General features: G+C 60.3%; 24 protein-coding genes. 13 read left to right on the plus strand and 11 right to left on the minus strand.

Annotated elements, in window-relative coordinates; genetic code table 11:
• Positions 1-35: 35 nt before the first annotated feature.
• The 3 genes from BLW36_RS02130 to BLW36_RS17470 form a co-directional block, all read right to left on the minus strand.
• Positions 36-809 (minus strand): MFS transporter, encoded by a 774-nt coding sequence (locus BLW36_RS02130; protein WP_139304796.1) that lies wholly within the window; start codon positions 807-809, stop codon positions 36-38.
• Positions 810-1,231: 422 nt separating this feature from the next.
• On the minus strand, positions 1,232-1,756 hold the full coding sequence (locus BLW36_RS02135; protein WP_091384663.1) for a hypothetical protein: 525 nt from the start codon (positions 1,754-1,756) through the stop codon (positions 1,232-1,234).
• A gap of 94 nt (positions 1,757-1,850) precedes the next feature.
• Positions 1,851-2,102 carry a hypothetical protein gene (locus BLW36_RS17470; RefSeq protein WP_244506101.1) on the minus strand — a complete coding sequence of 84 codons (252 nt, stop codon included), beginning with the start codon at positions 2,100-2,102 and terminating at the stop codon, positions 1,851-1,853.
• A gap of 54 nt (positions 2,103-2,156) precedes the next feature.
• Here BLW36_RS17470 and BLW36_RS17670 point away from each other — a divergent pair, with 54 nt between their 5' ends.
• Positions 2,157-2,387: a S1/P1 nuclease gene (locus BLW36_RS17670; RefSeq protein WP_425286748.1), complete on the plus strand. Its 231-nt coding sequence runs from the start codon at positions 2,157-2,159 to the stop codon at positions 2,385-2,387.
• A gap of 124 nt (positions 2,388-2,511) precedes the next feature.
• Here the strand turns inward: BLW36_RS17670 and arsJ are convergent, their stop codons facing one another.
• From arsJ to BLW36_RS02175, 7 genes are all read right to left on the minus strand, one after another.
• A complete protein-coding gene (arsJ, locus tag BLW36_RS02145; RefSeq protein ID WP_091384665.1) occupies positions 2,512-3,741 on the minus strand; it encodes an organoarsenical effux MFS transporter ArsJ in 1,230 nt (409 codons plus the stop codon).
• 92 nt (positions 3,742-3,833) lie between these two features.
• Complete coding sequence (locus BLW36_RS02150) at positions 3,834-4,847, minus strand: ArsJ-associated glyceraldehyde-3-phosphate dehydrogenase (RefSeq protein ID WP_091384668.1); 1,014 nt, start codon at positions 4,845-4,847, stop codon at positions 3,834-3,836.
• A gap of 82 nt (positions 4,848-4,929) precedes the next feature.
• Positions 4,930-5,274, minus strand: coding sequence for a metalloregulator ArsR/SmtB family transcription factor (locus BLW36_RS02155; RefSeq protein WP_091384670.1), 345 nt, complete (start codon positions 5,272-5,274; stop codon positions 4,930-4,932).
• A gap of 166 nt (positions 5,275-5,440) precedes the next feature.
• Positions 5,441-6,256 (minus strand): exodeoxyribonuclease III, encoded by an 816-nt coding sequence (xthA, locus tag BLW36_RS02160; RefSeq protein ID WP_091384672.1) that lies wholly within the window; start codon positions 6,254-6,256, stop codon positions 5,441-5,443.
• Between the two features lie 105 nt (positions 6,257-6,361).
• The gene (locus BLW36_RS02165) at positions 6,362-8,470 is read right to left on the minus strand and encodes a carboxy terminal-processing peptidase (RefSeq protein WP_091384677.1); all 2,109 of its coding nucleotides are present in this window, start codon (positions 8,468-8,470) and stop codon (positions 6,362-6,364) included.
• 567 nt (positions 8,471-9,037) lie between these two features.
• Positions 9,038-10,390 (minus strand): ATP-binding protein, encoded by a 1,353-nt coding sequence (locus tag BLW36_RS02170; protein ID WP_170833090.1) that lies wholly within the window; start codon positions 10,388-10,390, stop codon positions 9,038-9,040.
• 7 nt (positions 10,391-10,397) lie between these two features.
• Positions 10,398-11,114 (minus strand): response regulator, encoded by a 717-nt coding sequence (locus BLW36_RS02175; protein WP_091384682.1) that lies wholly within the window; start codon positions 11,112-11,114, stop codon positions 10,398-10,400.
• Between the two features lie 256 nt (positions 11,115-11,370).
• On the opposite strand from BLW36_RS02175, the gene BLW36_RS02180 reads away from it, so the two are divergent.
• The 10 genes from BLW36_RS02180 to BLW36_RS02225 are packed head-to-tail and all read left to right on the plus strand — an operon-like array spanning position 11,371 to position 19,421.
• Entirely contained in the window at positions 11,371-11,808 is a 438-nt protein-coding gene (locus BLW36_RS02180; protein ID WP_091384684.1) for a Rap1a/Tai family immunity protein, read from the plus strand.
• 47 nt (positions 11,809-11,855) lie between these two features.
• Positions 11,856-12,341, plus strand: coding sequence for a Na+/H+ antiporter subunit E (locus BLW36_RS02185; RefSeq protein WP_091384687.1), 486 nt, complete (start codon positions 11,856-11,858; stop codon positions 12,339-12,341).
• The gene (locus BLW36_RS02190; protein WP_091384689.1) at positions 12,341-12,616 is read left to right on the plus strand and encodes an MrpF/PhaF family protein; all 276 of its coding nucleotides are present in this window, start codon (positions 12,341-12,343) and stop codon (positions 12,614-12,616) included. The genes BLW36_RS02185 and BLW36_RS02190 overlap by 1 nt, the downstream gene beginning before the upstream one ends.
• Positions 12,609-13,004: a monovalent cation/H(+) antiporter subunit G gene (gene mnhG, locus BLW36_RS02195; protein WP_091384690.1), complete on the plus strand. Its 396-nt coding sequence runs from the start codon at positions 12,609-12,611 to the stop codon at positions 13,002-13,004. Before BLW36_RS02190 ends, mnhG begins: the two co-directional genes overlap by 8 nt.
• A gap of 23 nt (positions 13,005-13,027) precedes the next feature.
• Positions 13,028-14,062 (plus strand): DUF4040 domain-containing protein, encoded by a 1,035-nt coding sequence (locus BLW36_RS02200; RefSeq protein WP_091384691.1) that lies wholly within the window; start codon positions 13,028-13,030, stop codon positions 14,060-14,062.
• 1 nt (position 14,063) lies between these two features.
• Positions 14,064-14,453, plus strand: coding sequence for a cation:proton antiporter subunit C (locus BLW36_RS02205; protein ID WP_211567119.1), 390 nt, complete (start codon positions 14,064-14,066; stop codon positions 14,451-14,453).
• Positions 14,447-15,931: a monovalent cation/H+ antiporter subunit D family protein gene (locus BLW36_RS02210; RefSeq protein ID WP_091384693.1), complete on the plus strand. Its 1,485-nt coding sequence runs from the start codon at positions 14,447-14,449 to the stop codon at positions 15,929-15,931. The genes BLW36_RS02205 and BLW36_RS02210 overlap by 7 nt, the downstream gene beginning before the upstream one ends.
• The gene (locus BLW36_RS02215; RefSeq protein ID WP_091384695.1) at positions 15,928-17,421 is read left to right on the plus strand and encodes a proton-conducting transporter transmembrane domain-containing protein; all 1,494 of its coding nucleotides are present in this window, start codon (positions 15,928-15,930) and stop codon (positions 17,419-17,421) included. Before BLW36_RS02210 ends, BLW36_RS02215 begins: the two co-directional genes overlap by 4 nt.
• A 7-nt stretch (positions 17,422-17,428) precedes the next feature.
• Entirely contained in the window at positions 17,429-17,722 is a 294-nt protein-coding gene (locus BLW36_RS02220; protein ID WP_091384697.1) for a hypothetical protein, read from the plus strand.
• Entirely contained in the window at positions 17,715-19,421 is a 1,707-nt protein-coding gene (locus BLW36_RS02225; RefSeq protein WP_091384699.1) for a Na(+)/H(+) antiporter subunit D, read from the plus strand. Before BLW36_RS02220 ends, BLW36_RS02225 begins: the two co-directional genes overlap by 8 nt.
• A 17-nt stretch (positions 19,422-19,438) precedes the next feature.
• Here the strand turns inward: BLW36_RS02225 and BLW36_RS02230 are convergent, their stop codons facing one another.
• A complete protein-coding gene (locus BLW36_RS02230) occupies positions 19,439-20,095 on the minus strand; it encodes a TetR family transcriptional regulator (protein ID WP_091384701.1) in 657 nt (218 codons plus the stop codon).
• A gap of 317 nt (positions 20,096-20,412) precedes the next feature.
• On the opposite strand from BLW36_RS02230, the gene BLW36_RS02235 reads away from it, so the two are divergent.
• Positions 20,413-21,618, plus strand: coding sequence for an efflux RND transporter periplasmic adaptor subunit (locus BLW36_RS02235; RefSeq protein WP_091384703.1), 1,206 nt, complete (start codon positions 20,413-20,415; stop codon positions 21,616-21,618).
• Between the two features lie 12 nt (positions 21,619-21,630).
• Positions 21,631-24,807 (plus strand): efflux RND transporter permease subunit, encoded by a 3,177-nt coding sequence (locus BLW36_RS02240; RefSeq protein WP_091384705.1) that lies wholly within the window; start codon positions 21,631-21,633, stop codon positions 24,805-24,807.
• Positions 24,808-24,945: the final 138 nt, after the last annotated feature.

Below are 24,945 nucleotides of genomic sequence, written 5' to 3' on the forward strand. Positions count from 1 at the left end.
TATAAGAAATCACTTCCCGCGGGAAGGTTTCGCTATTAAATGGTCAGGCGGGCCGCAGGCTCGCCCACACCCCTTCCGAATGCGGCCGGCGGCCATGCCTTTTCGTTCTCCTTAAGCGTAGTCTGCGCCCCGCGGTGCTTTGGCAGCAGCACGGATATGGCAGCGGTTAACAGCAGGAATCCACTCGAGATCCACAGGCACGCCTCCAGCCCTGCGTGCTGGTAAACCCAGCCCGACAGCAGGGTGCCGAGCAGGCGCCCGAGCGCATTGGCCATATAGTAAAAGCCGACATCCATCGAGACACCGTCTTCGCGCGCATAGCTGACTATAAGGTAACTGTGCAGCGACGAGCTGACCGCGAACACTATGCCGAAAAGCAACAGGCCGCCAAGCAGGCTGGCAGCCGGATGAATTCCTCCGATAAGCGCCGTCGCGATCAGGGCCGGGATCACTGCCAGCACGATGGCCCATCGAAAGGCGGAGCGGCCATCTGGTAACCCCCCGGATTGCATGCCGGTAATCCGCGGCGCGGCCGCCTGGACGATGCCGTAGCCTATGATCCACAGTGCCAGGAACCCGCCCACCAGCCAATGATCCCAGCCGAACTGGCTGGCCAGGAATACTGGCAGCGCCACCACGAACCAGACATCCCGCGACGCGAACAAAAACAACCGCGCTGCGACCGGCACGTTGACTGCGCGGCTTTTGGAAAAAACATCGCGGAACCTGCTTTTCCCTTTGGTCTTGCCTAGATCCTTTTTCAGCAAAGCCAGGCTCAGTAGCCACACGGCGGCCAGCGCGAGCGCCATGACAAAAACGGCACCCCTGGTAGTGAGAATAAAAAAGTGTGCCTACAAAAACCGCTTCAGGAACGATCGCTGCCGCCGCCACTCTAGCCGCCAGCACAATGAATCAGGGAAGATAAATGATGTCCGAAGCGATCGGTCTCGACCCTCGCCCTCCTGCCTACTTCATATCCTCCCCGGCGCGCCGGATTACTCCACGCATTCACCGGGCAATCGTCCTGGCGTTACTCGCTGCCAGCCTTCTCCATGGCGCAATGTTGCTGCTTCCGCCATCCGCTGAAACAAGCGCCCATGCACCGCCGCAACGGCTCGAAATCGAGCTACATAGAAAGGCATTGCCAGAGCCTTCACGGGTATCCGTGAGCGCCCCCAAGACAAGCAGTGAAACTCCATCGAGTCAGCCGCAGAGTTTTTCGCGTGAGCGTTCAGTCAGAACTTTCGGGAAATTGGTCGGTGGGTGGTGCCAAGCTTTCGTCCTGGGGAGGCCGGGGGCAGATCTTGAGGAAGATTCCGAGGCCGATGAGGAGGATCGCGGAACTCACTACCACGACCATGGGGTAGATCAGCTCTTCTTTGTTTGCATCCTGGCTGAATTTGATGACAAGCACCAAGCCTTCCAGGGCCAGGGCGACGCATACCACAATAATAAACCGCGGGGCAGAGTTGAGTAGCACGTGCATGGTCTGGTGTCTTGACCGCGGGTGTTCGTCGACATCGATTACCAGGAAGAGCTCGAACATGGCGAGCGCAATGATCAGGTTACTAATGGCGTTGATGACTAGTTGCGGAATTTCATGCTCCCTGTAGAAGAAAGCAGTTGAGAATATAAATTCGCCGAATGTGAAGACGGTGGAGATCAGGATGGCTACGCACATGGAGAGGAACAGCAGGGAAAAGGCCTTGCCTACAATATAGTAAGCGCTGAATTTCGGGTTTTTAGGTCTGCTCATACCGCTATCAGATCCTATATCCTATGAAGAGCCAGGCCGTGAGTTGCTGTGGTCGCTCTCACACATACTAGTGTGGTGGCAGATGGCGGAGTAATTACGGGGATGAAACCACCCGGTGCCGCCGCAATAGGTGCAGGATGTGCCTTTTGCCCCCGGGCTCGACCAGCGCCAGCAGTGAGCCGAACAGCGTCCCCCGGGTTTCGTAGCCATCGAAGAATTCGCGACCGTAATCCAGCGTCAGCGTGAAGCGGTACGGAATCGCATAGTTCGATGTGGCGGTACCCAGATCATCGGCATCGGCGGTCGCGACACCACTGTAGTTGGAGAAAGCCATGAAGCTGGTCATCGGGTTGACCTCTTCTGCCTCGTCGGCGATCTACACCAGCCGCCGCATACCGGGCTGGCCGCCGACCGGGGCGGGAATGACGTAGAAGTACGTTTCTTCGGTTATACGACTAACCTGCATGCACTCTGGGATGTCTATCTCCCCGCGGGCTTTATTCGGGATTGGCAGGCATACGCAGATGCGCAACTCGGAAATATTGATGAGCATCAACGCCAGCTGTGGTCCGGCAGTAATGCGTCGGAATGGGCTGCCGACTCCCAGCGCCTGGTGCACAGCCACGCTTAAACAGCGAATTCCAATCTGTGAGAAGGTTATTACCTAAGCAGTCGCAGCGCTGTCGAACAGCGTCTGAGGCAGGGCGCTGTGCGCCTGGCGGTTATGCTCAACCGGGTGCTGGGCGAAAAAGCGCTCAGGTGGAATACTTGCCGGTGCGATGCTTGGGTAGCAGTAGGGATGTTGCGGCGGCCAGAGTCAGGAATGCGCTGGAAATCCACAGGCACGCCTCCAGCCCTGCGTGCTGGTAAACCCAGCCCGACAGCAGGGTGCCGAGCAGGCGGCCGAGCGCATTGGCCATATAGTAGAAGCCGACATCCATCGAGACCCCGTCCTCGCGCGCGTAGCTGACAATCAGATAGCTGTGCAGGGCGGAATTGATCGCGAAAACTATTCCAAACAGCAGCAGCCCGCCAAGCAGACTCGCGGCGGGATGGATTCCTCCGTTGAGTGCAATGGCGATCAGCGCAGGGAGTGCAGCCAGTGCAGTGGCCCATTGCAAGGCGGTGCGACCGTCTGGCAGTTTTCCGGATTGACTTCCGGTAATCCGTGGGGCCGCGGACTGGACGGCGCCGTAGCCGATAATCCACAGTGCGAGGAATCCGCCCACTTGCCAATAGTCCCAGCCGAACTGGCTGGCGAGGAACACAGGCAGTGCCACCACGAACCAGACATCCCTCGAGGCGAATAAAAACAACCGCGCCGCAGCCAGCACATTGACCGCTCGGCTGTTGGAAAAGATATCGCGAAAGCGGCTTTTTGCGCTGGCCTTGCCCAGGTCTTTTTTCAGCAGCACAGTGCTCAGCAGCCAGACGAGCGCCAGAGCGATGGCCATCAATAGCACTGCCCCCTTGAATCCTAACAGCGCCAACAGCGCGCCACCGAGGAAGAAGCCAACGCCCTTCAGCGCGTTTTTTGAGCCGGTCAGCAGCGCGATCCACTTGTACAACGCACCCTGCGCCTCCGCGGGCAGCAGTAACTTGATCGCGCTCTTGGCGCTCATTTTGTTCAGATCCTTGGCGATACCTGACAGGGCCTGGGCGGCCATTACCCAGGGCACGGTCAGCAGGGTGGTTGGCACCAGCAGCATAGACAGTGCCATTACCTGCAGCGCCAGTCCGATATTCATCGTGCGGTTGAGGCCGAGGCGTGCACCGAGCCATCCACCGACAAGGTTGGTCACCACACCGAATATCTCGTAGAACAGAAACAGCATCGCTATCTGCAGCGGGCTGTAGCCGAGCTCGTGGAAATAGAGCACCACCAGCATGCGCAGGGCGCCGTCGGTCAGCGTGAACGCCCAGTAATTACCGGTGACCAGCAGATACTGGCGTACTTGGGGGGGCAGGGCGGAAATCAATTGCATCTGGAAAGCGTGATCAAAATGGATGTGAGCTCGCGGACGACAAAGTGCAGCGCCAGTGCACATACGCCCGCGAGCACCGAAGAAATTGTTTTCTAAGCGTTCTGGTCTGCAGCGCCTACCATCCGTGCCAGCTCCGCGGTGCGGTTGGCATAACCCCATTCGTTGTCATACCAGGCATAGATTTTGACCTGCGTGTCGTTGACGACCATCGTCGACAGTGCGTCGATGATGCTGGAGCGTGGATCCGTCTTGTAGTCGATGGATACCAGCGGGCGTTCCTCGTAGCCGAGAATATCTTTCAGTTCACTTTGCGCCGCAGCCTTGAACAGACGGTTGACCTCTTCGGCATCGGTGGGCCGCTCGACCTCGAAAACGCAATCGGTTAGCGAGGCGTTGGCCAGCGGCACGCGTACCGCGTGGCCGTTCAGTTTGCCGGTAAGCTCGGGAAAAATGGCCGTGATCGCCGTTGCGGAGCCGGTAGTGGTCGGAATCAGGCTCATGCCACAGGCGCGGGCACGGCGCAGATCCTTGTGCGGCGCATCGAGAATTGTCTGGGTGTTGGTCACGTCATGAATGGTGGTCATGGAACCGTGTTTGATACCCAGGTTCTCATGAAGCACTTTTACAACCGGCGCCAGGCAGTTGGTCGTGCAGGACGCGGCGGTGACAATGCGGTGCCTGTTGCTGTCGTAAAGATGGTCGTTAACACCCATCACCACATTGAGCACACTCTCTTCCTTGACCGGTGCGGTAACGACGACACGTTTCACGCCCTGATCCAGGTAGGCCTGCAGCAGTTCTGTGGAGCGCATCTTGCCGGAAGCCTCGATGACCAGGTCGCAGTTGGACCAGTCGGTATCGGCGATGGACTTGTTGCCGGTACAGGTCAGCCGCTGTCCGTCAATGGTTATCGTATTACCCGCGGCGCTTGCCGAGTGCTGCCAGCGCCCGTGAACCGAATCGAAATTGAGCAGGTGTGCCAATGTCTCCGCGTCGGCGGCCGGATCATTGATCTGCACAAACTCCAGTTCCGGCCAGTTCCAGGCCGCGCGCAGAGCCAGCCGGCCAATTCTGCCGAAACCGTTGATACCCACTCTAATCGCCATCGTTGATCTCCGAAAAATCCGTTTGTCTGTTGTTACTAATACTAGTTATATGACAAGACATATATCTAGAGCTCAATTTCCCTCAGCAACAGAGGTGCTCTCGCTCCGGCCTGGCCCCCATCCGGTGCAATTTGCGCAGGTTGTCGGCCACGAACGGACGGTTGGCTTCCAGGGTTTCCTGCAATACCGATGTGGCCCAGGTGGGCAGGGCGGGATTGAGACGGTAGAAGACCCACTGTCCCTGTCGCCGATCCTGCAGCAGATCGCAGTTGCGCAGTTGCGCCAGATGTCGGGATATCTTTGGCTGGCTTTCCCCCAGGGCCTCGGTCAGTTCGCACACGCACAGTTCCCCCTCGTGGACGATCAACAGCAAACTGCGCAGTCGGGTTTCATCGGCGAGGCATTTGTAAAACTGTACGGGGTTCATCCACTGGTCTCCGCTTTCGGCCACCACTGTGTGCGCCGGGTTGCCTCACAGTGAAATAGAGCAGCATTTGTGAGGGCTGTTTACTGGCTGGAAGTATATATGGAAAACCATATATGAAAAGGGCAAAAAAAGGCCGGCGAGTGTGCCGGCCGCTTTCGCGTCGGGTTTAGAGCTTAAACTCCGCCCAGACCGGCGCGTGGTCTGACGGGCGCTCCATTGCGCGGATGTCGTAGTCGACACCGGTATTCACACAGGCGTCGGCCAGGGGCTTGCTCGCCAGGATCAGGTCGATGCGCAGGCCGCGCTTCGGCTCGCGGTCGAAACCGCGGCTGCGGTAATCGAACCAGCTGAAGATATCGTTGGTGTCCGGATTCTGGGCGCGGAACGTATCCACCAGGCCCCAATCCTCGATTTTCTGCAGCCACTCGCGCTCTTCCGGCAGGAAGCTGCACTTGCCATCGCGCAGCCAGCGCTTGCGGTTGGGTTCACCGATACCGATATCCAGATCGGTCGGGGAGACATTCATATCGCCGATTACCAGCACCGGTGCCTCCGGTTTGCAGGTGGTCTGCAGGTAATCGTCGAGGTCCGCGTAGTATTTGCGCTTGGCCGGGAATTTAACCGGATGCTCGCGGTTTTCCCCCTGGGGGAAGTAGCCGTTGATCACAGTCAGCGGCTCCTTGCCGCCGATATCGAACTTGCCGGCTACCATGCGCCGCTGGGCATTCTTGTCTTCTTTCGGGAAGCCGTATTCGCGGTCGATGAACGGCAGTCGCGAGAGCAGGGCGACACCGTAGTGGGTCTTCTGGCCGAAATAGATCAGCTCGTAACCGAGTTCGCGGACCTCGTCCACCGGGAAGTCCTCATCGGTCACCTTGGTTTCCTGCAGGCCGATGATGTCGGGCTGGTGTCCCTCTACCAGGGCGGCCAGCTGGTGCAGGCGCGCGCGGATACTGTTGACGTTAAAGGAAACGACTTTCATTTTTCCCCCCGGAAAATAAAAAGGTCGGGCGCACCCAACCTGAATTTCTTATGGTTAAAGGGTGCGCAAGGCGCACCCTCATATTGATTAATTACTTGGGCGCATTTAACGCGAATTGAAGTCCGCCACCTGGGGCGGAGTCTTGCTCATTTTTTCACCTAGGCCGATAAAGTCCGCCATGATGTAGCCGGCCTCGTTCAGGATCGGATCTTTCTCCAGTTTGATTTCCACCGGACCGCCGATGGTCGCGACATCTTCAGACTCGCTTTCTTCATAGGCCTCGAAACTCGCGTAGGGCTCGAGTCCCTTGGCGGTGCGGCGGCGGTTCTCCATTGTCAGCAGGCGCTCGTTGAGGTTTTTGCGCTCCTCTTCGCGGGCGAACTCGTTCAGGGAAACGAATTTCCGATCGGCGCGCTCGCTCTCGTACTGGAACTGCTCGCGCAGGAAGATGAAGTCCGGATCCGCGGACGTGCGCTGGTTGTGCTTGCTGATCAGATCCGGCAGCAGGTCCTTCAGATTGAAGTACTTGGCGTGTGGCACTGCGTGAATCTTATCCCAGGGCAGGGCGGTGTCATACGCGCTTTCGCCCACACTCTCGGCATCGATCAGCTGCGGCATCGGAATGTCCGGGGTGACGCCGGCGTGCTGGGTGCTGTCACCGGACACGCGGTAGAACTTTGACTGGGTGATCTTCAGCTGCCCCTCTTTCAGCGGCGCCATGGTCTGTACGGTGCCCTTGCCGAAAGACTGGTTACCCACCACCAGGCCGCGGTTGTAGTCCTGGATGGCACCGGCAAAAATTTCCGAAGCGGACGCGGACAGGCGGTTGATCAGTACCATCAGCGGGCCGCGATACATGGCGCGCGAGCGCGAGCGGTTGTGCCGCGAGATCTGCTCGTTGGCGTGGCGAATCTGTACCACCGGACCCTGGTCGATAAACAGGTCGGTGAGCATGGTGGCTTCCTGCAGGGAACCGCCGCCATTGTTGCGCAGATCGAGGATAATGCCGTCGACTTTCTCCTCTTTCAGCTCGGCGAGCAGCCTGGCCACATCGCGGGTGGTGCTCTTGTAGTTCGGGTCGCGGCGGCGATAGGCCTCGAAATCGATATAGAAGGTCGGCAGGTTGATTACGCCGATCTTGTATGACTTCTCACCGTCGGAGAACTCGAAAGTGGCTTTCTTGGCCGCCTGGTCCTCGAGCTTGACCTTGCTGCGCTGAATCAGGATGGTCTTGTGGCTGCCGTCGCCGCCGGTGGGAATGGTTTCGAGGCGCACGAAGGTTCCGGCAGCGCCGCGGATCAGGTCGACCACATCGTCCAGGCGCCAGCCGACCACGTCGACCATCTCACCTTCTTTGTCCTGACCAACCGCAACAATCTTGTCGTTCGGTTTGATCTTGCCGGTGCGGTCAGCCGGGCCGCCGGCTACCAGCCGCGCGACTTTGGTGTATTCCTCTTCCGCCTGTAGCACAGCGCCAATGCCCTCGAGGGACAGTGACATGCTCATGTTGAAGTTTTCCAGCGAGCGCGGCGACAGGTAGTTGCTGTGCGGATCGTACAGGCGCGTCAGCGAGTTCATGTACAGCTCGAACACGTCGTCGCTGTTCTGTTGCTCGACGCGCTTCAGCTGACCCTTGTAGCGGCGTGACAGCAGATCGCGGATCTCTTCATCTTCCTTGCCGGTCAGGCGCAGGTTGAGCACGCTGCTTTTCAGGCGCTTGCGCCACAGCTCATCGGCGGCACTGATGGAGGCCGGCCACTGGCTTTCCTCGCGGTCCAACGCCAGTGACTCGTCGCGGGTGAAGTCGAACGCGGGCAGGCCCTTGTCCAGTTGCGACACGATGTTGTTCAGGCGGTCGGTGACCCGCAGGCGATAGCGGTTGTAGATCTCGAAGCCCGCCTTGACATCACCGGCGCGGAGCTGGTCATCCAGCTTGGTACGCCACTCGCGGAACTCGGCGATATCGGAGGCGAGGAAGTAGCTCTTGGTCGGATCCAGGGCTTCGACATATTCGTCCCAGAGGCCCTCGGACATCTCGTCTCCAACCTTCAGCTTGTTGTAGTGCAGCATCTCCAGCTTGCCGACAATCTCACGGGCTGTACTGCCATGGTCCTGTTCGGCCTGCAGGGCGCTGGTTTCGGCCTGTGTGGTCGCGGACAGCAGGGTGAGGAGCAAGAAGCCGGAAAACAGAACGGCGATCCGATTCGTAAGCATAGGGAGTCTCTTTATACGTCCTACTTCACAGGCTGCCGGCGTCCCGTGGGCGACGGCGACCTATAGCTTAGGACAAGTATAAAGGCTGAAAGCTCCAAAGGGCATGAAATGCTTCTAATGCGAGACAGTTGGTGCCTTCGGCGGGGTCAAAGGGGGAAATGATTGCGCTGAGAGGCGGTGATTTTGCCATTACGTGCCAGTTTCGGAGATGTTGGCTCGCTGAAACTGGTCAAAAAAGTAGCAGTTTTTACATTAATTAACATTGCTAAGCCTCTGATATGGCTGAATTTGCCGTTCCGGTCGAAGCTATTTCGGCAGAGTTGGGACAACACTATTGGTACCGGTCGGTCACAAGTCCAAATCTGGCTTCAGCCGGATTAGCCCCGGGCCGCAAGATCAGCGGGGTCTGGCCAATGGTGTTGGAGGCGAAGTCGAGCAGTAGGGCGATCAGTACGAGTGACAGCGGAACCACCAACATCAGTCGCCGCTGTGCGCGTTGCTGGCTTTCGTATTGTCCGCCGATTTAGCAGAGTCCGCAGCCCCTTACCAACGCTGTCTGATCTGATGTCAGCACTTGGACAGCTTCATTTGTACCCGCAGACCACCGCCATCCATATTTTCCAGCAAGAGTTCGCCGCCGTGGGCCTGGACGGTGTTGCCAGTGATGGACAGACCGAGACCGACGCCGCCGGTCTTGCTGTTGCGGGATTTTTCCAGGCGATAGAAAGGCTGCAGCACCGCCTCCAGTTCGTGCGCGGGGATACCCGGTCCGCAATCTTCCACCGCGATATGGATGCTATCTGCACGGCTTTCGACGCTGACTTTCGCCTCGCTACCGTACTTGATTGCGTTGTCGATAAGGTTGTGCAGGCTGCGCCGCAGCACAACCGGCCGGCATTCGGTCACGCAGTCTGTACCGCCGCCGCAAAACTGCACCGGGTAGCCTTCCTCTTTCAGGTCGTCGCAAAGGCTCTCCGCCAGTGCGCTGAGATCGGTTCTACGGGGCGTCTCGCTAGGATCAAGGCCGCGGACAAAATCCAGTACTGACTGGATCATGGTTTTCATGTCATCGACCACCCGCTGCAGCCCCTCCCGCTCCTGGTGATCCTGCAGTAATTCCGCACGCAACTGCAGACGTGTGACCGCGGAGCGCAGATCGTGAGAGATCGCGGCGAGCATTTCTGTCTGGCCGTGTACCATTCGGGCGAGGCGCTGCTGCATGCGATTAAAGGCGCGGGCGGCGGCGGCGACTTCGGTTGGCCCATTTTCCGGCAGCGGTGGTGTGTCAATATTGGTGCCAATGCTGTCCGCGGCCTTGGCCAGCTGGCCGAGCGGCGCCACGGTTTTGCGAATCAGGTAACCGGCCAGCAGCAGCGCGATGAGCCCGGAGAACAACAGGTACACCAGCACGGCATCGTGGATCAGGGATTCGCCTTCCGGCAGTATCGCGTGAAACACGGCGCGCTCGTTATCGGGAAAATTGACCGCGACCAACACGTCGAAGCCGTGCAATGGCTCGTTTCTGGCGAGCAGGGGGGCGGGCTTCAGCCGACGCAAACAGACCTGCGCATGGAAGTCGGGTACATCGGCGAAGGCGGCGTCGAGAGATTCTGCCAGACGATGCGAAAATTCGTTGTCACGGCAGCGCTCGTCGTCGAGATTCCCGGGCTCGGGAAACATGGTCAGGAACTGGGTTTCCGCCGCGGCGAGAATGCGCTGGCGGTCTCGTTCCGGAAAGCTACGCGCCAACTCAACCACGCCAATAATGCGATCTGCCATGTCTGTGGCCTCGGTCAGCAGGATCGTCTTGTCTCGGTTGAATTCGTAAATCGCCAGACTGATCGTGTGCGAGAGCAGGAAGGCACAGAACAGCACCAGAATCGTGCGCGACCGGATCGTGTGTGGCAGCCGGAACTTCACCCTGCGTTCACTCCGCCTCGACCGCATAGGTGAACATATAACCGGTACCCCAGGCGGTCTTGATGATTTCCGGCTTCTTCGCATCGTCGCCAAGCTTGCGTCGCAGCCGGCTGACGTGGGAGTCGATACTGCGGTCGAAGGGGAAACTGTCCCGGCCCTTGGTCAGATCCAGCAGGCGGTCGCGGGACAGTGGCACCTGGGGATTCTGCACGAAGGCGAGCAGCAATTCGGTCTCGCTGGTGGAGAGCGGAATCGCGGTGGCGTCGACGTCGTACAGTTCCATCTGCGCCGGGTAGAAGCGCCAGCCGGAGAAGCGATAGGCACCGCGCTTGCCGCTGACCGCCGGTTGCCGCGCGCGGCGCAGCACCGCCTTGATTCGCGCGAGCAGTTCGCGGCCGCTGAACGGCTTGACGATGTAGTCATCGGCGCCCAGTTCCAGCCCCACAACGCGATCGATCTCGTCATCCTTGGCGGTGACCATGATCACCGGCGGCATCTCCGTGTCACTGCGCAGCTGTCGGCACAGCTCGAAGCCATCCTGGCCCGGCAGCATCACGTCGAGCAGGATCAAGTCCACCGGCCGCTGCGCCATCAGCCGAGACATCTCCTCGCCGTCCGCCGCCGTCACGACGCTGTAGCCCTCTGTTGTCAGCAGCCGGGCGATCAGGTCGCGGATATCGCAGTCATCATCGACCACCAGTACACAGGCTTTCGGCGCTGCCATCGGAACCACTTCGAATTGTTGTCAATTGTTACAGTAGGTGTAATGTTGCGCCGTGCGGCACACTATGCCGGACTGTAACAGAGCCCCCGCAGCGCGCCAACTCACGGCACCTGGCATCGGGCAGGGTAGGCCGGTGAGGTGCGCCGACAAACTCTGCCACACTTTTTCACAACCCTGACAATATTCGGTACAGCAAAAATGCCAAAGTGATCGCAACAAGAAGATCGATAAACCGTAGGCATTTATGGCGAGAACAATGCGAATAGGGATATCTATCGGAGCGCCACTGGCGCTGATTTTCAGCCAGTCGCTGGCCGCACTGGAGCCGATGACTGCGACCGCGCTGGTGTCCGCGTGCAAGTCCTACCAGAGCGACAGTCAATCGGCGGCCACATCCAGCTGCAGGGCGTTCATACAGGGTTACCTGTCAGCAAGTAATGAGATTGTCGCCGTAGCGGATCTCCCATCTGAGTTTGTCGCCCGGGCCATACGTACCCGCGCCAGCCGTCTGTCCGATGCCGCGGAACAGCGCCTCAACAGCCGCTACTGTCTGCCCGAGGGGGAGACCCTGGAACAGCTGATCGCCAAGGTCGCCGCCGAAGATAAGCAGTTTGCACCGGATGCGGAAGCGGCGGTCGTGATGCGTCGGGTGTTTGACGCCCACTATCTGTGCGACGCGGTGATCCAGAGCTGATGTTGCTGTGTTGCCGGCATTAACGGCTGAGTCTGTGCGAGTTGAGTATGCGTTACACCCTCTCCCTGATCGCGGTGCTGGCCTTTATCTGGCTGGCCAATTCCGGCCTCTACACGCCGCTGCTGCTGACGTTCGGCCTGCTGTCGATCGCCCTGGTGATACTGCTGGCCCGGCGGATGCAACTGGTGGATCGCGAGTCCCAGCCACTGCACCTGGCCGCGGCGTTGCCGGGCTACTACTGGTGGCTGTTGTGCAAGATTGTGCAGAGCAACCTGCAGGTGGTCGCCTGCGTGTGGCGCAGCGTCTTCAGTCCGAGTGAATCCGTCATCTCTCCCACCCATGCGCGGCTGAGAACCAGCCTGCGGACTGATTTGGGCAAAGTGCTCTACGCGAATTCGATCACGCTGACACCGGGCACCGTGGCAGTGGCAATCGAAGGCGATGAAGTCCTGGTACACGCGCTGGACGCTGACGGAATAGAGGAGCTGCGCCGCGGTGATATGGAACGGCGGGTAAGGGTGCTGGAAGAATAATGCTGGCCACAACGATTATTGCACTGCTGGTGGTCATGGCGATGGCGCTGACAAGGGCGTTGCTGGGGCCGACTATCTACGACCGCATTCTCGCCGTGAATGTCTTCGGTACCAAGACGGTGCTGCTGATCGCGGTGATCTGCTTCACGCTCGGCAAGCCGGAATTTCTCGATATTGCGCTGGTGTACGCGCTGATCAATTTTGTCAGCGTGATCGGTGTGCTGCGCTATTTTGAGTTCCGCTCCAGCAACGGCGGCGAGGTGATGGATGATTGAGCAAATTGTTTTGCTGCTCAGCGGTTGTGCGCTCGCCCTGGGCTGCTTCTTTATGCTGTCCGGTGCCGTCGGCCTGCTGCGCTTTCCCGATTTCTATACCCGCATGCATGCTGCCGGTGTCACTGACACCCTGGCGACCTTTCTGATTCTCGGCGGCTTGATGTTGCTCGCCGGCTGGAGCCTGGCGCTGTTCAAGCTCGGCCTGATTCTGCTGTTCCTTTTCTTTACCGGTCCCGTTGCGAGTCACGCACTGGCCAGGGCCGCCCAGCACAGCGAGTGGAAATTGTCCGGTAGCGGAAGCCGCGGCGGAAAACGTGGGCCGGCAGAGCCTGTGAGCGCTCCGGCAGAGGTTGCCGAAGCGGACGCGCTCAATACGGATCGGGTCTAGGCGGCGGTGGAGATACAAAGCTGATGGAACTGTTACTGGATATTTCATTACTCGCGATGCTGCTGACGACCGCCGTGGCGATCGCCTGGACCAGAGACCTGTTCGCTGCGGCGATGCTCGCCGGCATTTATGGGCTGCTTTCTGCGAGTTTCTTTATGACGATGGGGGCGGTGGACGTGGCCTTTACCGAGGCGGCGGTCGGTGCCGGCATCGCGCCGCTGTTGATCCTGTTGACGCTGGCGCTGTGCGGCCGCCGCCAGCGGTCAGACAAAACCCGGGCGGTCCTGGCCTTATCACTGGTTGCTGCCGTCGGGGCGCTGCTGCTGGCTGCCACCTTCGACATGCCGGCGTTCGGCGCTGCCGACGCGCCGGCACACGAGCATGTGGCGCCGCGTTACATCGGTGAGTCTATGGCGGAGATTGGCATTCCCAATATCGTTACGTCGGTACTGGCTAGTTACAGGGCCCTCGATACCCTGGGTGAAGTGGTAGTGATATTCACCGCAGGGCTCGGTGTACTGGCGCTTCTGCTCGGTGGCAGCGACAGCCGCTCCCCCGTGCAGAATTCGACACCGCGTGCGGCTGAGCAGTCCCACGACCTGGTGCTGCGCGTGGTGGCCAAGATTCTGATCGCGCCGATCATGCTGTTTGCCCTCTATGTGCAGTTTCATGGCGAGTATGGCCCCGGTGGTGGTTTTCAGGCCGGGGTAATTTTTGCGGTGGGCTTTATTCTGTACGGACTGGTGTTCGGGCTCGACGCGGTGCACCGGGTCGCCGGCCATGGCCTGGTGCAGCTGCTCGCCGCTGTCGGTGTAATGATCTATGGGTCCGTCGGCCTGCTGGGGCTGGCTACCGGCAGGAACTTTCTCGACTACAGCGCGCTCGCCGGCACTCCGGTCAGCGGGCAGCATGTCGGCATCATCGCCATCGAACTGGGAGTCGGCATTACCGTGGCGGCGGTGATGATATTGATTTTCTACGCCTTCTCCGCGCAGTTACGGCGCCACGGGCGGCTGCCGGAGCCGGAAGTGGAGACAGTCGAGGGGAGGGCGGGATAACGTGTTGCTGACATCGCTTTACAACTACTGGGTGGTGATTGCCCTGATGATGATCGGACTCTACATGGTCATCGCCCAGGGCAACCTGATCAAGAAAGTTATCGGGCTGAATATCTTCCAGACCTCGGTGTTCATCTTCTATATCAGCGTCGGCAAGGTCGACGGCGGTGGCGCGCCGATTCTGGAGCAGGGCGAAAACCTCTATTCAAATCCATTGCCCCACGTACTGATACTCACCGCCATCGTCGTCGGCATTGCCACCACGGCGCTGGCGCTGGCGCTGGTGATCCGCATCAAACGCGCCTATGGCAGTGTTGAGGAGCGGGATATTCAGGCCGCCGAAGATTTTCAGGCTGCGGGGCGAGTTGCGGGAGAAGAAAAGCCGTGCTGAGCCATCTTCCGATACTGCAGGTCATTCTGCCGCTGGTGGCAGCACCATCTTGCCTGATCATTCGCAGGGCCACGCTCGTGTGGCTGTTTACGCTGGGTGTCTGTCTGGCGGCGCTCGCTGTCAGTGCATTGCTGTTACAGCAGGTCTACACCACGGGTCCGATCAGTTACGCTCTCGGCGGCTGGGATGCGCCCTGGGGCATCGAGTACCGTATCGACCTGCTGAATGCCTGGGTGTTGCTGATCGTGTCCGGTCTCAGCAGCGCAGTCATCGCCGCAGCACACAGCAGCATCGCGCGGGAACTGGCTGCCGGCCGGCAGATGCTCTTCTACACACTCTACCTGCTGTGCTTCGCGGGGCTGCTGGGAATCGTCGCCACCGGCGATGTTTTCAATGTGTTTGTGTTTCTGGAGATCTCGTCGCTGTCCAGCTATGCACTGCTCGCCCTGGGCCGCGACCGCCGCGCACTGTGGGCGTCTTTCCAGTACCTGATCATGGGCACCATCGGCGCGACCTTTATCCTGATCGGGATCGGTTTTCTGTACATGATGACCGGCACCCTGAATATGGCCGATCTGGCCGCGCGCCTGCCGGCGGTGAGCGGTACCACAACCGTACTCGCAGCTTTCGCGTTTATTTTCGTCGGCATCTGTCTGAAGCTTGCACTGTTTCCAATGCATCTGTGGCTGCCGAATGCCTACAGTTATGCGCCGTCGATCGTCACCGCATTTCTCGCCGCAACTGCCACCAAGGTGGCGCTCTACCTGCTGCTGCGTTTTACCGTCACCGTATTCGGGGTGGATTTCGCCCTCGCCAGTCTGCCGCTGGAGCTGCTGTTGATCGGTCTCGGACTCGCGGGCGTGTTCGCTGCGTCCGCAGTGGCCATCTACCAGGTGGATATCAAGCGCATGTTCGCCTATTCGAGTGTCGCGCAGGTCGGTTACATGGTGGTGGGTATCGGTATCGGCACTGCGACGGCGCTGCAGGCGACTCTGCTGCACCTGTTCAACCACGCGTTGATGAAGGGCGGGCTTTTCCTGGCGCTGGCGGGGCTGGTCTATCAGGTAGGCGGCTGCCGCATCGATAGCTTTCGCGGGCTCGGCCGCACCATGCCCTGGACCATGGCGGCCATCGCGATCGGCGGCATCAGCCTGATCGGCATGCCGCTGACCGTCGGCTTTGTCAGCAAGTGGTACCTGGTTGCGGCGGCTATCGACGCCGGTCTCTGGTGGGTGGCGATCCTGGTAGTGTTGGGGTCGCTGCTGGCGGTGCTCTATGTCTGGCGGCTGGTGGAAGCCGGCTACCTGCAGTCTCCACCGGAGGCCCTGGCGATGATCCGCCGCGAGGCCCCCCTCGGACTGCTATTGCCCACTTGGTTGTTGATCGCTGCCAACCTTTATTTCGGCGTTGATACCCGCCTGCCGGTGGCGGTGACGGCTGCGGCTTCGCAATTCCTGCTCGGAGGCGCTGCACCGTGAACGATTCGACTCTTGTGCAACTGGGGCTGTTGATTCCGTTACTGGCGCTGGTCGGTATCCAGTTGACCGCCCGGCATGCGAACCTGCGTGAGGCCGTATCGATAATCGCCGGCACAGCGCTGTTTGCCGTAGTGGCGTCGATGTACGGCCCGGTCATCGAAGGAAAGGAAATCGCGGTGCACTGGCTCGACGTGCTGCCCGGCATGGCGCTGGCGTTTCGCATCGAGCCGCTGGGGCTGCTGTTCGCACTGGTGGCTAGCTTCCTGTGGATCGTTACCACCCTGTACGCGATCGGCTATATGCGCGGCCACGGCGAGGAAAACCAGACGCGCTTTTTCAGTCTTTTTGCGCTGTCGATCGCTTCGGTAATGGGCATCGCGTTTGCGGAAAACCTGTTTACCTTATTTGTCTTCTACGAGCTTCTGACCCTCTGCACCTATCCGCTGGTAACGCATGCCGGTACCGACAAGGCGCGCCGCGGGGGCAGGGTGTACCTGAGCGTGCTGCTCGGTACCTCCATCGGCTTTTTCCTGCTGGCAATTATCGCCACCTGGCTGCTCGCCGGCACCCTGTCGTTCAAACCCGGCGGGGTGTTTGCGCCCGGCACTTCCGCGGCACTGCTTTCGGTGTTGCTGGTGCTCTATGTCTTCGGTGTCGGCAAGGCGGCCATCATGCCGTTTCACCGCTGGCTGCCGGCGGCGATGGTGGCGCCCACTCCGGTCAGTGCGCTGTTGCATGCGGTGGCGGTGGTCAAGGCCGGAGTCTTTGTGCTGCTGAAGGTCTGCCTGATGATTTTCGGGCTGGAGACACTGCGCAGCATTCCTGCAACCGAATGGCTGCTGTACCTGGCGGGGGTTTCGATTCTGCTCGCGTCCATTATCGCGCTGCGCCAGCAGAACCTGAAGAAGCGCCTTGCCTATTCCACGGTTAGCCAGCTCGGGTATATCACCCTGGGTGCATTACTCGCGACCAGCGCCGGCGCGACGGGCAGTGCACTGCATATCGTGATGCACGCCTTCGGCAAGATTACGCTGTTCTTCTGCGCGGGCGCGATCCTGGTAGCCGCACACAAGACCGAGATCGGCGAGCTGCGCGGTATCGGCCGGCAGATGCCGGTCACCATGACCGCCTTCCTGGTGGCCAGTCTGTGCATTATCGGCATTCCGCCGACGGGCGGTACCTGGAGCAAATGGTACCTGATGCTGGGCACTTTCGAGGCGCAGCAGTGGATTTTGATGGCACTGTTGATGGCCAGTTCGCTGCTCAGTATCGCCTACCTGCTGCCAATTCCGCTGCGCGCCTTTTTTGGCGGCAACTCAGCTAACGGATTCGACAGCGAGCCATCGTTGCTGGCGGAGCAGGGCGAAGCGGTGGCGATACGGGAGGCGCCGCTACCGTCGCTGATTGCACTGGGCATCACTGCCATCGGCTGTATCTATCTGTTGCTGTATCCGGATGTTTTCTATCTGCTGATCAAAGCTGGAATCTAGAGCGCGTATGAGTGGCGATAAATCGGATTTTTTTGATAAGCCGGCCAATATCCGCCTGATGTTGCGGGTTTTCTACGGCATCTGTGCACTGCTGGTGGCGCTGGATTTTGTCGTGCACCGTCATACCGAGTTCCGCTGGGAGGGGCTGCCGGCGTTCTATCCGCTGTACGGCTTCGTCGGCTGTGTCTTGCTGGTTGTCGTCGCCAAGTGGATGCGCAAATTCCTGATGCGCCCCGAGGACTACTACGACCGGGTCGAGCTCGTAGAGAGTGACTCGCAGCGAGGGCGCGGCGATGTTTGAAGTGGCTCCGTTTATTCCGTTTTTTGTCGCGGCGGCAATCGCCCTCTTTGTTCGCGGCTGGCCGCGCGCACTGTTGATGGTCGCCGTGCCTGTGCTGGGACTCGCGAACCTCTGGCTGCTTGGTCCCGGAAGTTTCGGCGCCTATTCGGTGCTGGACTTTGATCTGCTGCTGTTCCGCGCTGACCGGCTGAGCCTGCTGTTCGGCTATCTGTTTCATATCGCCGCACTGATTGCCATCGTCTATTCGCTGCACCTGCGCGATACGATGCAGCAGGTCGCGAGTCTGTTGTATGCCGGCAGCGCGCTGGGCGCTGTGTTTGCCGGCGACCTGCTGACGCTATTCATCTTCTGGGAACTGCTGGCGCTGACTTCTGTAATGTTGGTGTGGGCGCGTCGCACCGGCCGCGCTTACCTGGCAGGGCTGCGCTATTTCACGCTGCAGATCCTGTCCGGATTGCTGTTGCTGGGCGGTATTATTTTTTACGCGCAGGCGCACAGCTCGCTGGAATTCGGAAATATCGGGCTGGAGGACGGCGCTCAGGGTTCGATGGGCCAGTGGATGATCTTCCTCGCCTTCGGCATCAAGTGTGCCTTCCCGTTCTTCCACAACTGGCTGACCGACGCCTACCCGGAATCGACGCCTACCGGCACTGTCTTCCTGAGTGCGTTTACCACCAAGGTCGCCGTTTACGCGCTGGCGCGCGCCTATCCGGGTACCGAGTTGCTGGTCTATATCGGCGCGACCATGGCGTGTTTCCCGATCTTCTATGCGGTGATCGAAAACGACCTGCGTCGCGTGTTGGCCTACAGCCTGATCAACCAGCTCGGATTTATGGTGGTGGGTATCGGTATCGGCACCTCACTGGCAATCAACGGTGCGGTGGCGCACGCGTTCAACGATGTGATCTTCAAGGGGCTGCTGTTTATGTCCATGGGTGCCGTGCTGCAGATGACCGGGCGCATCAACGGCTCTGAGCTGGGCGGCCTCTACAAGACAATGCCGAAGACCACCGTGCTGTGCATTATCGGCGCCGCCTCGATTTCCGCCTTCCCGCTGTTCAGCGGTTTTGTCAGCAAGTCGATGATCATGAGCGCGGCGATCAAGAACGGCTACGATTGGGTGTGGCTGATCCTGTTGTTTGCCTCGGCGGGCGTATTCCATCACGCGGGCATCAAGATTCCATACTTCGCCTTCTTCGCCCACGACTCGGGCATTCGCGCTCAGGAGCCGCCGACCAATATGCTGGTGGCCATGAGTATCGCCGCGGCGCTGTGTCTGGCCGTGGGAATCTATCCGCAGGCACTATATAGCCTGCTGCCGTTCGAGATGGCGTATTCACCCTACGACCTAACTCACGTACTGACGCAGCTGCAGCTGTTGTTCTTCTCGGCGCTGGCGTTCGTGTGGCTGAACCTGCGGCGGCTGTATCCGCCGGAGCTGCCGTCGGTGAACCTGGATGTCGAGTGGCTCTACCGGCGCTTGCTGCCGACAGCCGCGCGCAACTTTGTCGCGGGCGTATTCCGCCTGGACGAGAGGGCGCGAAGGGGTGCATTGAGGATTATCGAGCGGCTGTTAACGGCGATGACCAGTCACTATAAGCCCGACGGGATCATGGCGCGAAGCTGGCTGACCGGCAGTATGGTGGCAGGTGTCGTGTTGGTGCTGGGCGTTTACCTACTGCTCGGTTTCAGCCGGTAGTCCCGGACAGCCCGGCATCAATGGAGCGCTACCGCCTTGTGTTCGTGGCGCAACGTCGGCGAGAAGCGCACCATATCGATCAGTGAATCGATGTAGCGCTCTCCCAGGTCGGCCAGATCACCCACCTGCGGATCCAGCAGCCACTCCTGCAGCAGACCGATCAGTGAGCCGTGCAGCATCGGCACTGTCACGCCGATATTCAGATCCGTGGGCAGTTGCCCCTGCGCGACAGCGGCGCTGACCAGCTGGCGCATACGCTCAATACCCTCCGCGCGCCCCTGCATCAGGCGTTGCTGAATCTCGCCACTCTCGGTAACCAGTTCGCAGCGGTGAAAGATGATCTCCAGGATCAGCTGCCACTCGCGGTTGCAGGCCACTTCCTGGAACAGCCACAGCCAGCGGGTGCGCAGCACCCCCAGTGGGTCTTTCTTTTGTTCTGGGCTGGCGGATTCACACAGTTTTTCCCCGGGCAATTGCACCCGTTCCGCGAGCGCGTTGAGCAGGTCCGCCTTGTTGCGGAAGTGCCCGTAGACGGCGCCGCGGGTGACGCCGGCGAGTTCGGCAACTTCGGTGAGGGAGGGGCGGGCGACACCGTTTTTATGGAATACGGTGATGGCCGCGTCGAGGATGCGCTCGCGGGTTTCCTGGGCTTCCTCTTTTCTGCGTTTGGCCATGGCTTTGGGTGCTGCTGTCAGTAAGTCACAAATTGCATTTGGGCCCATGTGGCGTGCTTTTTACCGCAGTTCGATTGAACTGTGTCGAATTGCCACCGTTAATGGCGACCAATGATTGGCGGCCTGTCTGCGCAGTGCCGCCGTGGTGTCCGGGCCGGGTGGGCAGTTTAGTTCATATTCATGCATGAATGAATACTTGATATGGATTCGCGCATGAACATAAAATGCCAGCCTTTGACCGGACTTACCTGTCTGATCGTACATTTGATCCTGTTTCTGCGGCTGCGCCCGGATGGCGCGCCGTTATCGAGGTAGTAATGCTGAACAAGAAAGCGTTCGTCAGTCTGCTAATCGCATCTGCACTGCTCACCGCCTGTGGCGAGAAGTCTGCGGCGCCGCAACCCTCGGCCGCCCAGGTGACCGTGGTTACGCTCAAGGCGGAACCGGTGACCCTGACCCGGGAACTGCCGGGCCGCACCGCCCCCTACAAGGTGGCGGAGGTTCGTCCGCAGGTGAACGGTATCGTCAAGCAGCAGCTGTTCCGTGAGGGCGGCCTGGTCGATGCCAACCAGCCGCTGTACCAGCTGGATGACGCCACTTACCGGGCCGATGTCGACAGCGCCAAAGCCAGCCTGCAGCGAGCCGAGGCGGCCGCCAATATCGCGCGGCTGAACGCCGCTCGCACCAAGGATCTGGTCAAGACCGGCGCCGTCAGCAAGCAGGACAATGACAGCGCCCAGGCGAGCCTGCAGCAGGCCAGGGCGGATGTGGCCGCGGCCAGGGCAGCGCTGCAGCGCGCGCAGATTCAGCTGGATTACGCTCGGATCACCGCGCCGATCGGCGGCCGTATCGGCAAATCTACCGTGACCCAGGGTGCGCTGGTGACCGCGAATCAGTCTTCCGCCCTGGCCACGGTGCAGCAACTGGATCCGATCTATGTCGATCTGACGCAATCTACCGCCGAAATCCTGCGCCTGCGCAAGGCGCTGGATGCCGGCACCCTCGAGCAGACCGCCGACCTGCCGGTAACCATTCTGCTGGAAGACGGCACGCCCTATGAGCATCAGGGCAAGCTGGAATTTGCCGAAGCCAGCGTCGACCCGACCACCGGCAGCGTGCTGCTGCGCGTGGTCGTACCTAACCCGGACAATATGCTGTTGCCGGGCATGTATGTGCGTGCGGAGATCGGTCGCGGCATCCGTGCCAATGCGATTCTGGTACCGCAGCAGGGCATTGCGCGCGATCCCAAAGGCAATACCTCGGCAATGGTCGTGACCGATGAGGGGGTTGTAGCCCGGCGCTCGGTGCAGGTCAGCCGTACCATCGGCAGCAAGTGGCTGGTGGAGGAGGGACTTCACGCGGGCGACAAAGTCGTGATTGCCGGCCTGCAGAAGATACGCCCGGGTGCGCCGGTACAGGCCAGCGAAGCAGAAGCCGAGCAGGTACCGGCGGCTGGTGAGGCCACCACTGCCAGCAAAGAAAAAGCCGCAGAAGTGAAAGCGCCTGCCGCGCACGAGTCGTAAGGGAGTCCGGCAATGGCAAGTTTCTTTATCAATCGCCCGATTTTCGCCTGGGTATTGGCGATCATCACCATGCTCGGTGGCGGCCTGGCGATCACCCAGCTGGCGGTGGAGCGTTACCCGAATATTGCACCGCCCTCGGTGAACATTTCCGCAAACTATCCGGGCGCATCCGCGAAAGTGGTCGAGGACTCGGTGACGCAGATCATCGAGCAGAGCATGAAAGGCCTGGACGGCCTGCTGTACATGTCCGCCACCAGCCAGTCGAACGGCGGCGCATCCATTTCGCTGACTTTCGAAAACGGCACCGATCCGGATACCGCGCAGGTACAGGTGCAGAACAAGCTGCAACTGGCGATGCCGCTGCTGCCGCAGGAGGTGCAGCGACAGGGCGTGAATGTCAGTAAGTCCCGCAGTGGCTTCCTGATGGTGGCCGGCTTCGTGTCTGAAGACGGCAGCATGAGCCGCAACGACATTGCCGACTACATCAACTCGAGCCTGGTGGACCCGATCAGCCGCGTGCCCGGTGTCGGCAGTCTGCAGGTGTTCGGCTCCAAATACGCGATGCGTATCTGGCTCGATCCGAACAAGCTGGAAACCTACAAGCTGACGCCCGGCGACGTGACTGCGGCTGTGCGCGCGCAAAACGCGCAGGTGGCGGTGGGCAGTCTCGGCGGGGCGCCGGCGGTGCCGGGTCAGCAGTTGAACGCGGCCATCACATCCCAGGAGCGCCTGCAGACGCCGGAGCAGTTCCGCGATATCGTCATCCGCGCCAACGAGGACGGTTCGGTGCTGCGTCTCGGTGACATCGCCCGTGTCGAGCTCGGTGCGGAGAACTACGAATTTATTTCCCGCTACAATCGCCAGCCGGCCACCGGTATCGCCATCAGCCTGGCCACCGGTGCCAACGCGCTGGAAACCGCGGCCGCGGTAAAGGCGAGGCTGAAGGAGCTGGAAGCCTTTTTCCCGCCGGGCCTGAAGGCGGTTGTACCCTTCGATACCACACCGTTTGTCGAGGTTTCGATCAAGGGGGTGATTCAGACCCTGGTCGAGGCGGTGATCCTGGTATTCCTGGTGATGTACCTGTTCCTGCAGAACTTCCGCGCCACGCTGATCCCCACGATTGCCGTGCCGGTGGTGCTGCTCGGTACCTTCGGCGTGCTGGCCGCACTCGGTTTCTCCATCAATATGCTGACGATGTTTGCGATGGTGCTCGCGATCGGCCTGCTGGTGGATGACGCCATCGTCGTGGTGGAGAACGTCGAGCGGGTCATGAGCGAAGAGGGACTATCGCCGAAGGAAGCCACGAAGAAATCCATGAAGCAGATTACCGGCGCGCTGGTCGGTATCGGTGTGGTGTTGTCGGCGGTATTCGTGCCGATGGCGTTTATGAGTGGTGCTACCGGGGTGATCTACCGGCAATTCTCCGCCACGATTGTCGCCGCGATGGCGCTGTCGGTACTGGTGGCGATTGTGCTGACTCCGGCGCTGTGCGCGACGGTTCTGAAGCCGCTGAAGAAAGGCGAGCATCACGGCCAGAAGGGTTTCTTCGGCTGGTTCAACCGCAATTTCGAGCGCGGCAGCAACAAGTACCAGGGCGGCGTGCGCGGCATTCTCGCACGCGGTGGCCGCTTTATGGCGATCTTCGTCGGCCTGTCGCTGGTGATGGCGGTGCTGTTTGTGCGCCTGCCCAGTTCCTTCCTGCCGCAGGAAGACCAGGGCGTATTGTTCTCGATGATTCAGGCTCCGGTAGGTGCAACCCAGGAGCGCACGATGGAATCGATCTACAAGGTCGAGGACCATTTCCTGAACAACGAACCGGATACCGTGGAGTCGGTGTTCTCGGTACAGGGCTTCAGTTTTGCCGGTAGCGGCCAGAACAACGGCATCGCGTTTATCAAGCTGAAAGACTGGGACGAACGCGAAGAGGCATCCGAGGGCGCCGGTCCCGTGGCGATGCGCGGCATGGGGGCACTGATGCGGATCAAGGATGCGATCGCCTATGCCTTCTCGCCGCCGGCACTGCCGGAGCTGGGTACCTCGGGTGGTTTCAACTTCTACCTGAAGGACAATGCCAACCTCGGTCACGAAGCGTTGACCGCGGCCCGCAACCAGTTTCTCGGCATGGCCGGGCAGAGCAAGTTGCTGGCTAACGTGCGCCCCAACGGCCAGGAGGACACACCGCAGTTCCGCGTGAACATCGACACCGCCAAGGCGGCCGCACTGGGACTGTCCATTGCCGATATCAATGCGACCCTGAGCGCGGCCTGGGGCGGTTCCTATATCGATGACTTTATCGATCGCGGCCGCGTCAAGCGTGTGTACATGCAGTCCGATGCACCTTTCCGCATGGTGCCGGAGGACTTCCAGCGCTGGTCGGTGCGCAACAGCAAGGGCGAAATGGTGCCGCTGTCTTCCTTCGCCAGCTTCGGTTGGGAGTACGGCTCGCCGCGCCTGGAGCGCTACAACGGCGTGCCGGCGATGCAGGTCAACGGCGAAGCGGCGGCGGGCGTCAGCTCAGGCGAAGCCATGGCGGAAGTGGAAAACCTGGTGGCACAGCTGCCGGCCGGAATCGGCATGGAGTGGAGCGGCCTGTCCTATCAGGAGCGCGCCGCCGGTGCACAGACGCCACTGCTGTATACGCTGTCACTGCTGATTGTGTTCCTGTGCCTGGCGGCACTCTACGAGAGCTGGACGGTACCGACCGCGGTACTGCTGATGGCGCCGCTGGGGATTCTCGGTGCGGTACTGGCGAACACCATGCGCGGCATGGAGCGGGATATTTACTTCCAGGTGGCCATGCTGACCACCGTGGGGCTGACCAGTAAAAACGCGATTCTGATTGTCGAGTTCGCCAAGCAGAATCTGGAGAGCGGCATGGAGCTGATCGAGGCCACCATGCGCGCCGTGCGCGACCGGCTGCGCCCGATCCTGATGACGTCGCTGGCATTCGGTCTCGGCGTGCTGCCGCTGGCGATTGCCTCCGGCGCCGGCTCCGGGGCCCAGCGGGCCATCGGTACCGGGGTGCTCGGCGGCATGCTGGTGGGAACGCTGCTGGGGATTTTCTTTATTCCGCTGTTCTTTGTCGTAGTACAGAAGCTGTTTGGAGGCAAAAGAGCGGCTGCCACCGCGACTATTACCAGCGAACCCGGAGACGCTCGACGAGAAGCGGAAACAGCGGAAGCGCTGTAACCAACGCAAAAACAAAACGCCGGCAAATGCCGGCGTTTTCCGTTATGGCAACGGACCCAAGCCACAACTGTGGCCCTGACCATTTCGGGTGGGCAGGGCGTGCGTCAATCTCGAGCCCGGTGGACAGGCCCGGTTTCC

Source organism: Microbulbifer marinus (genome assembly GCF_900107725.1).
GTDB classification, from domain to species: Bacteria; Pseudomonadota; Gammaproteobacteria; order Pseudomonadales; family Cellvibrionaceae; genus Microbulbifer; species Microbulbifer marinus.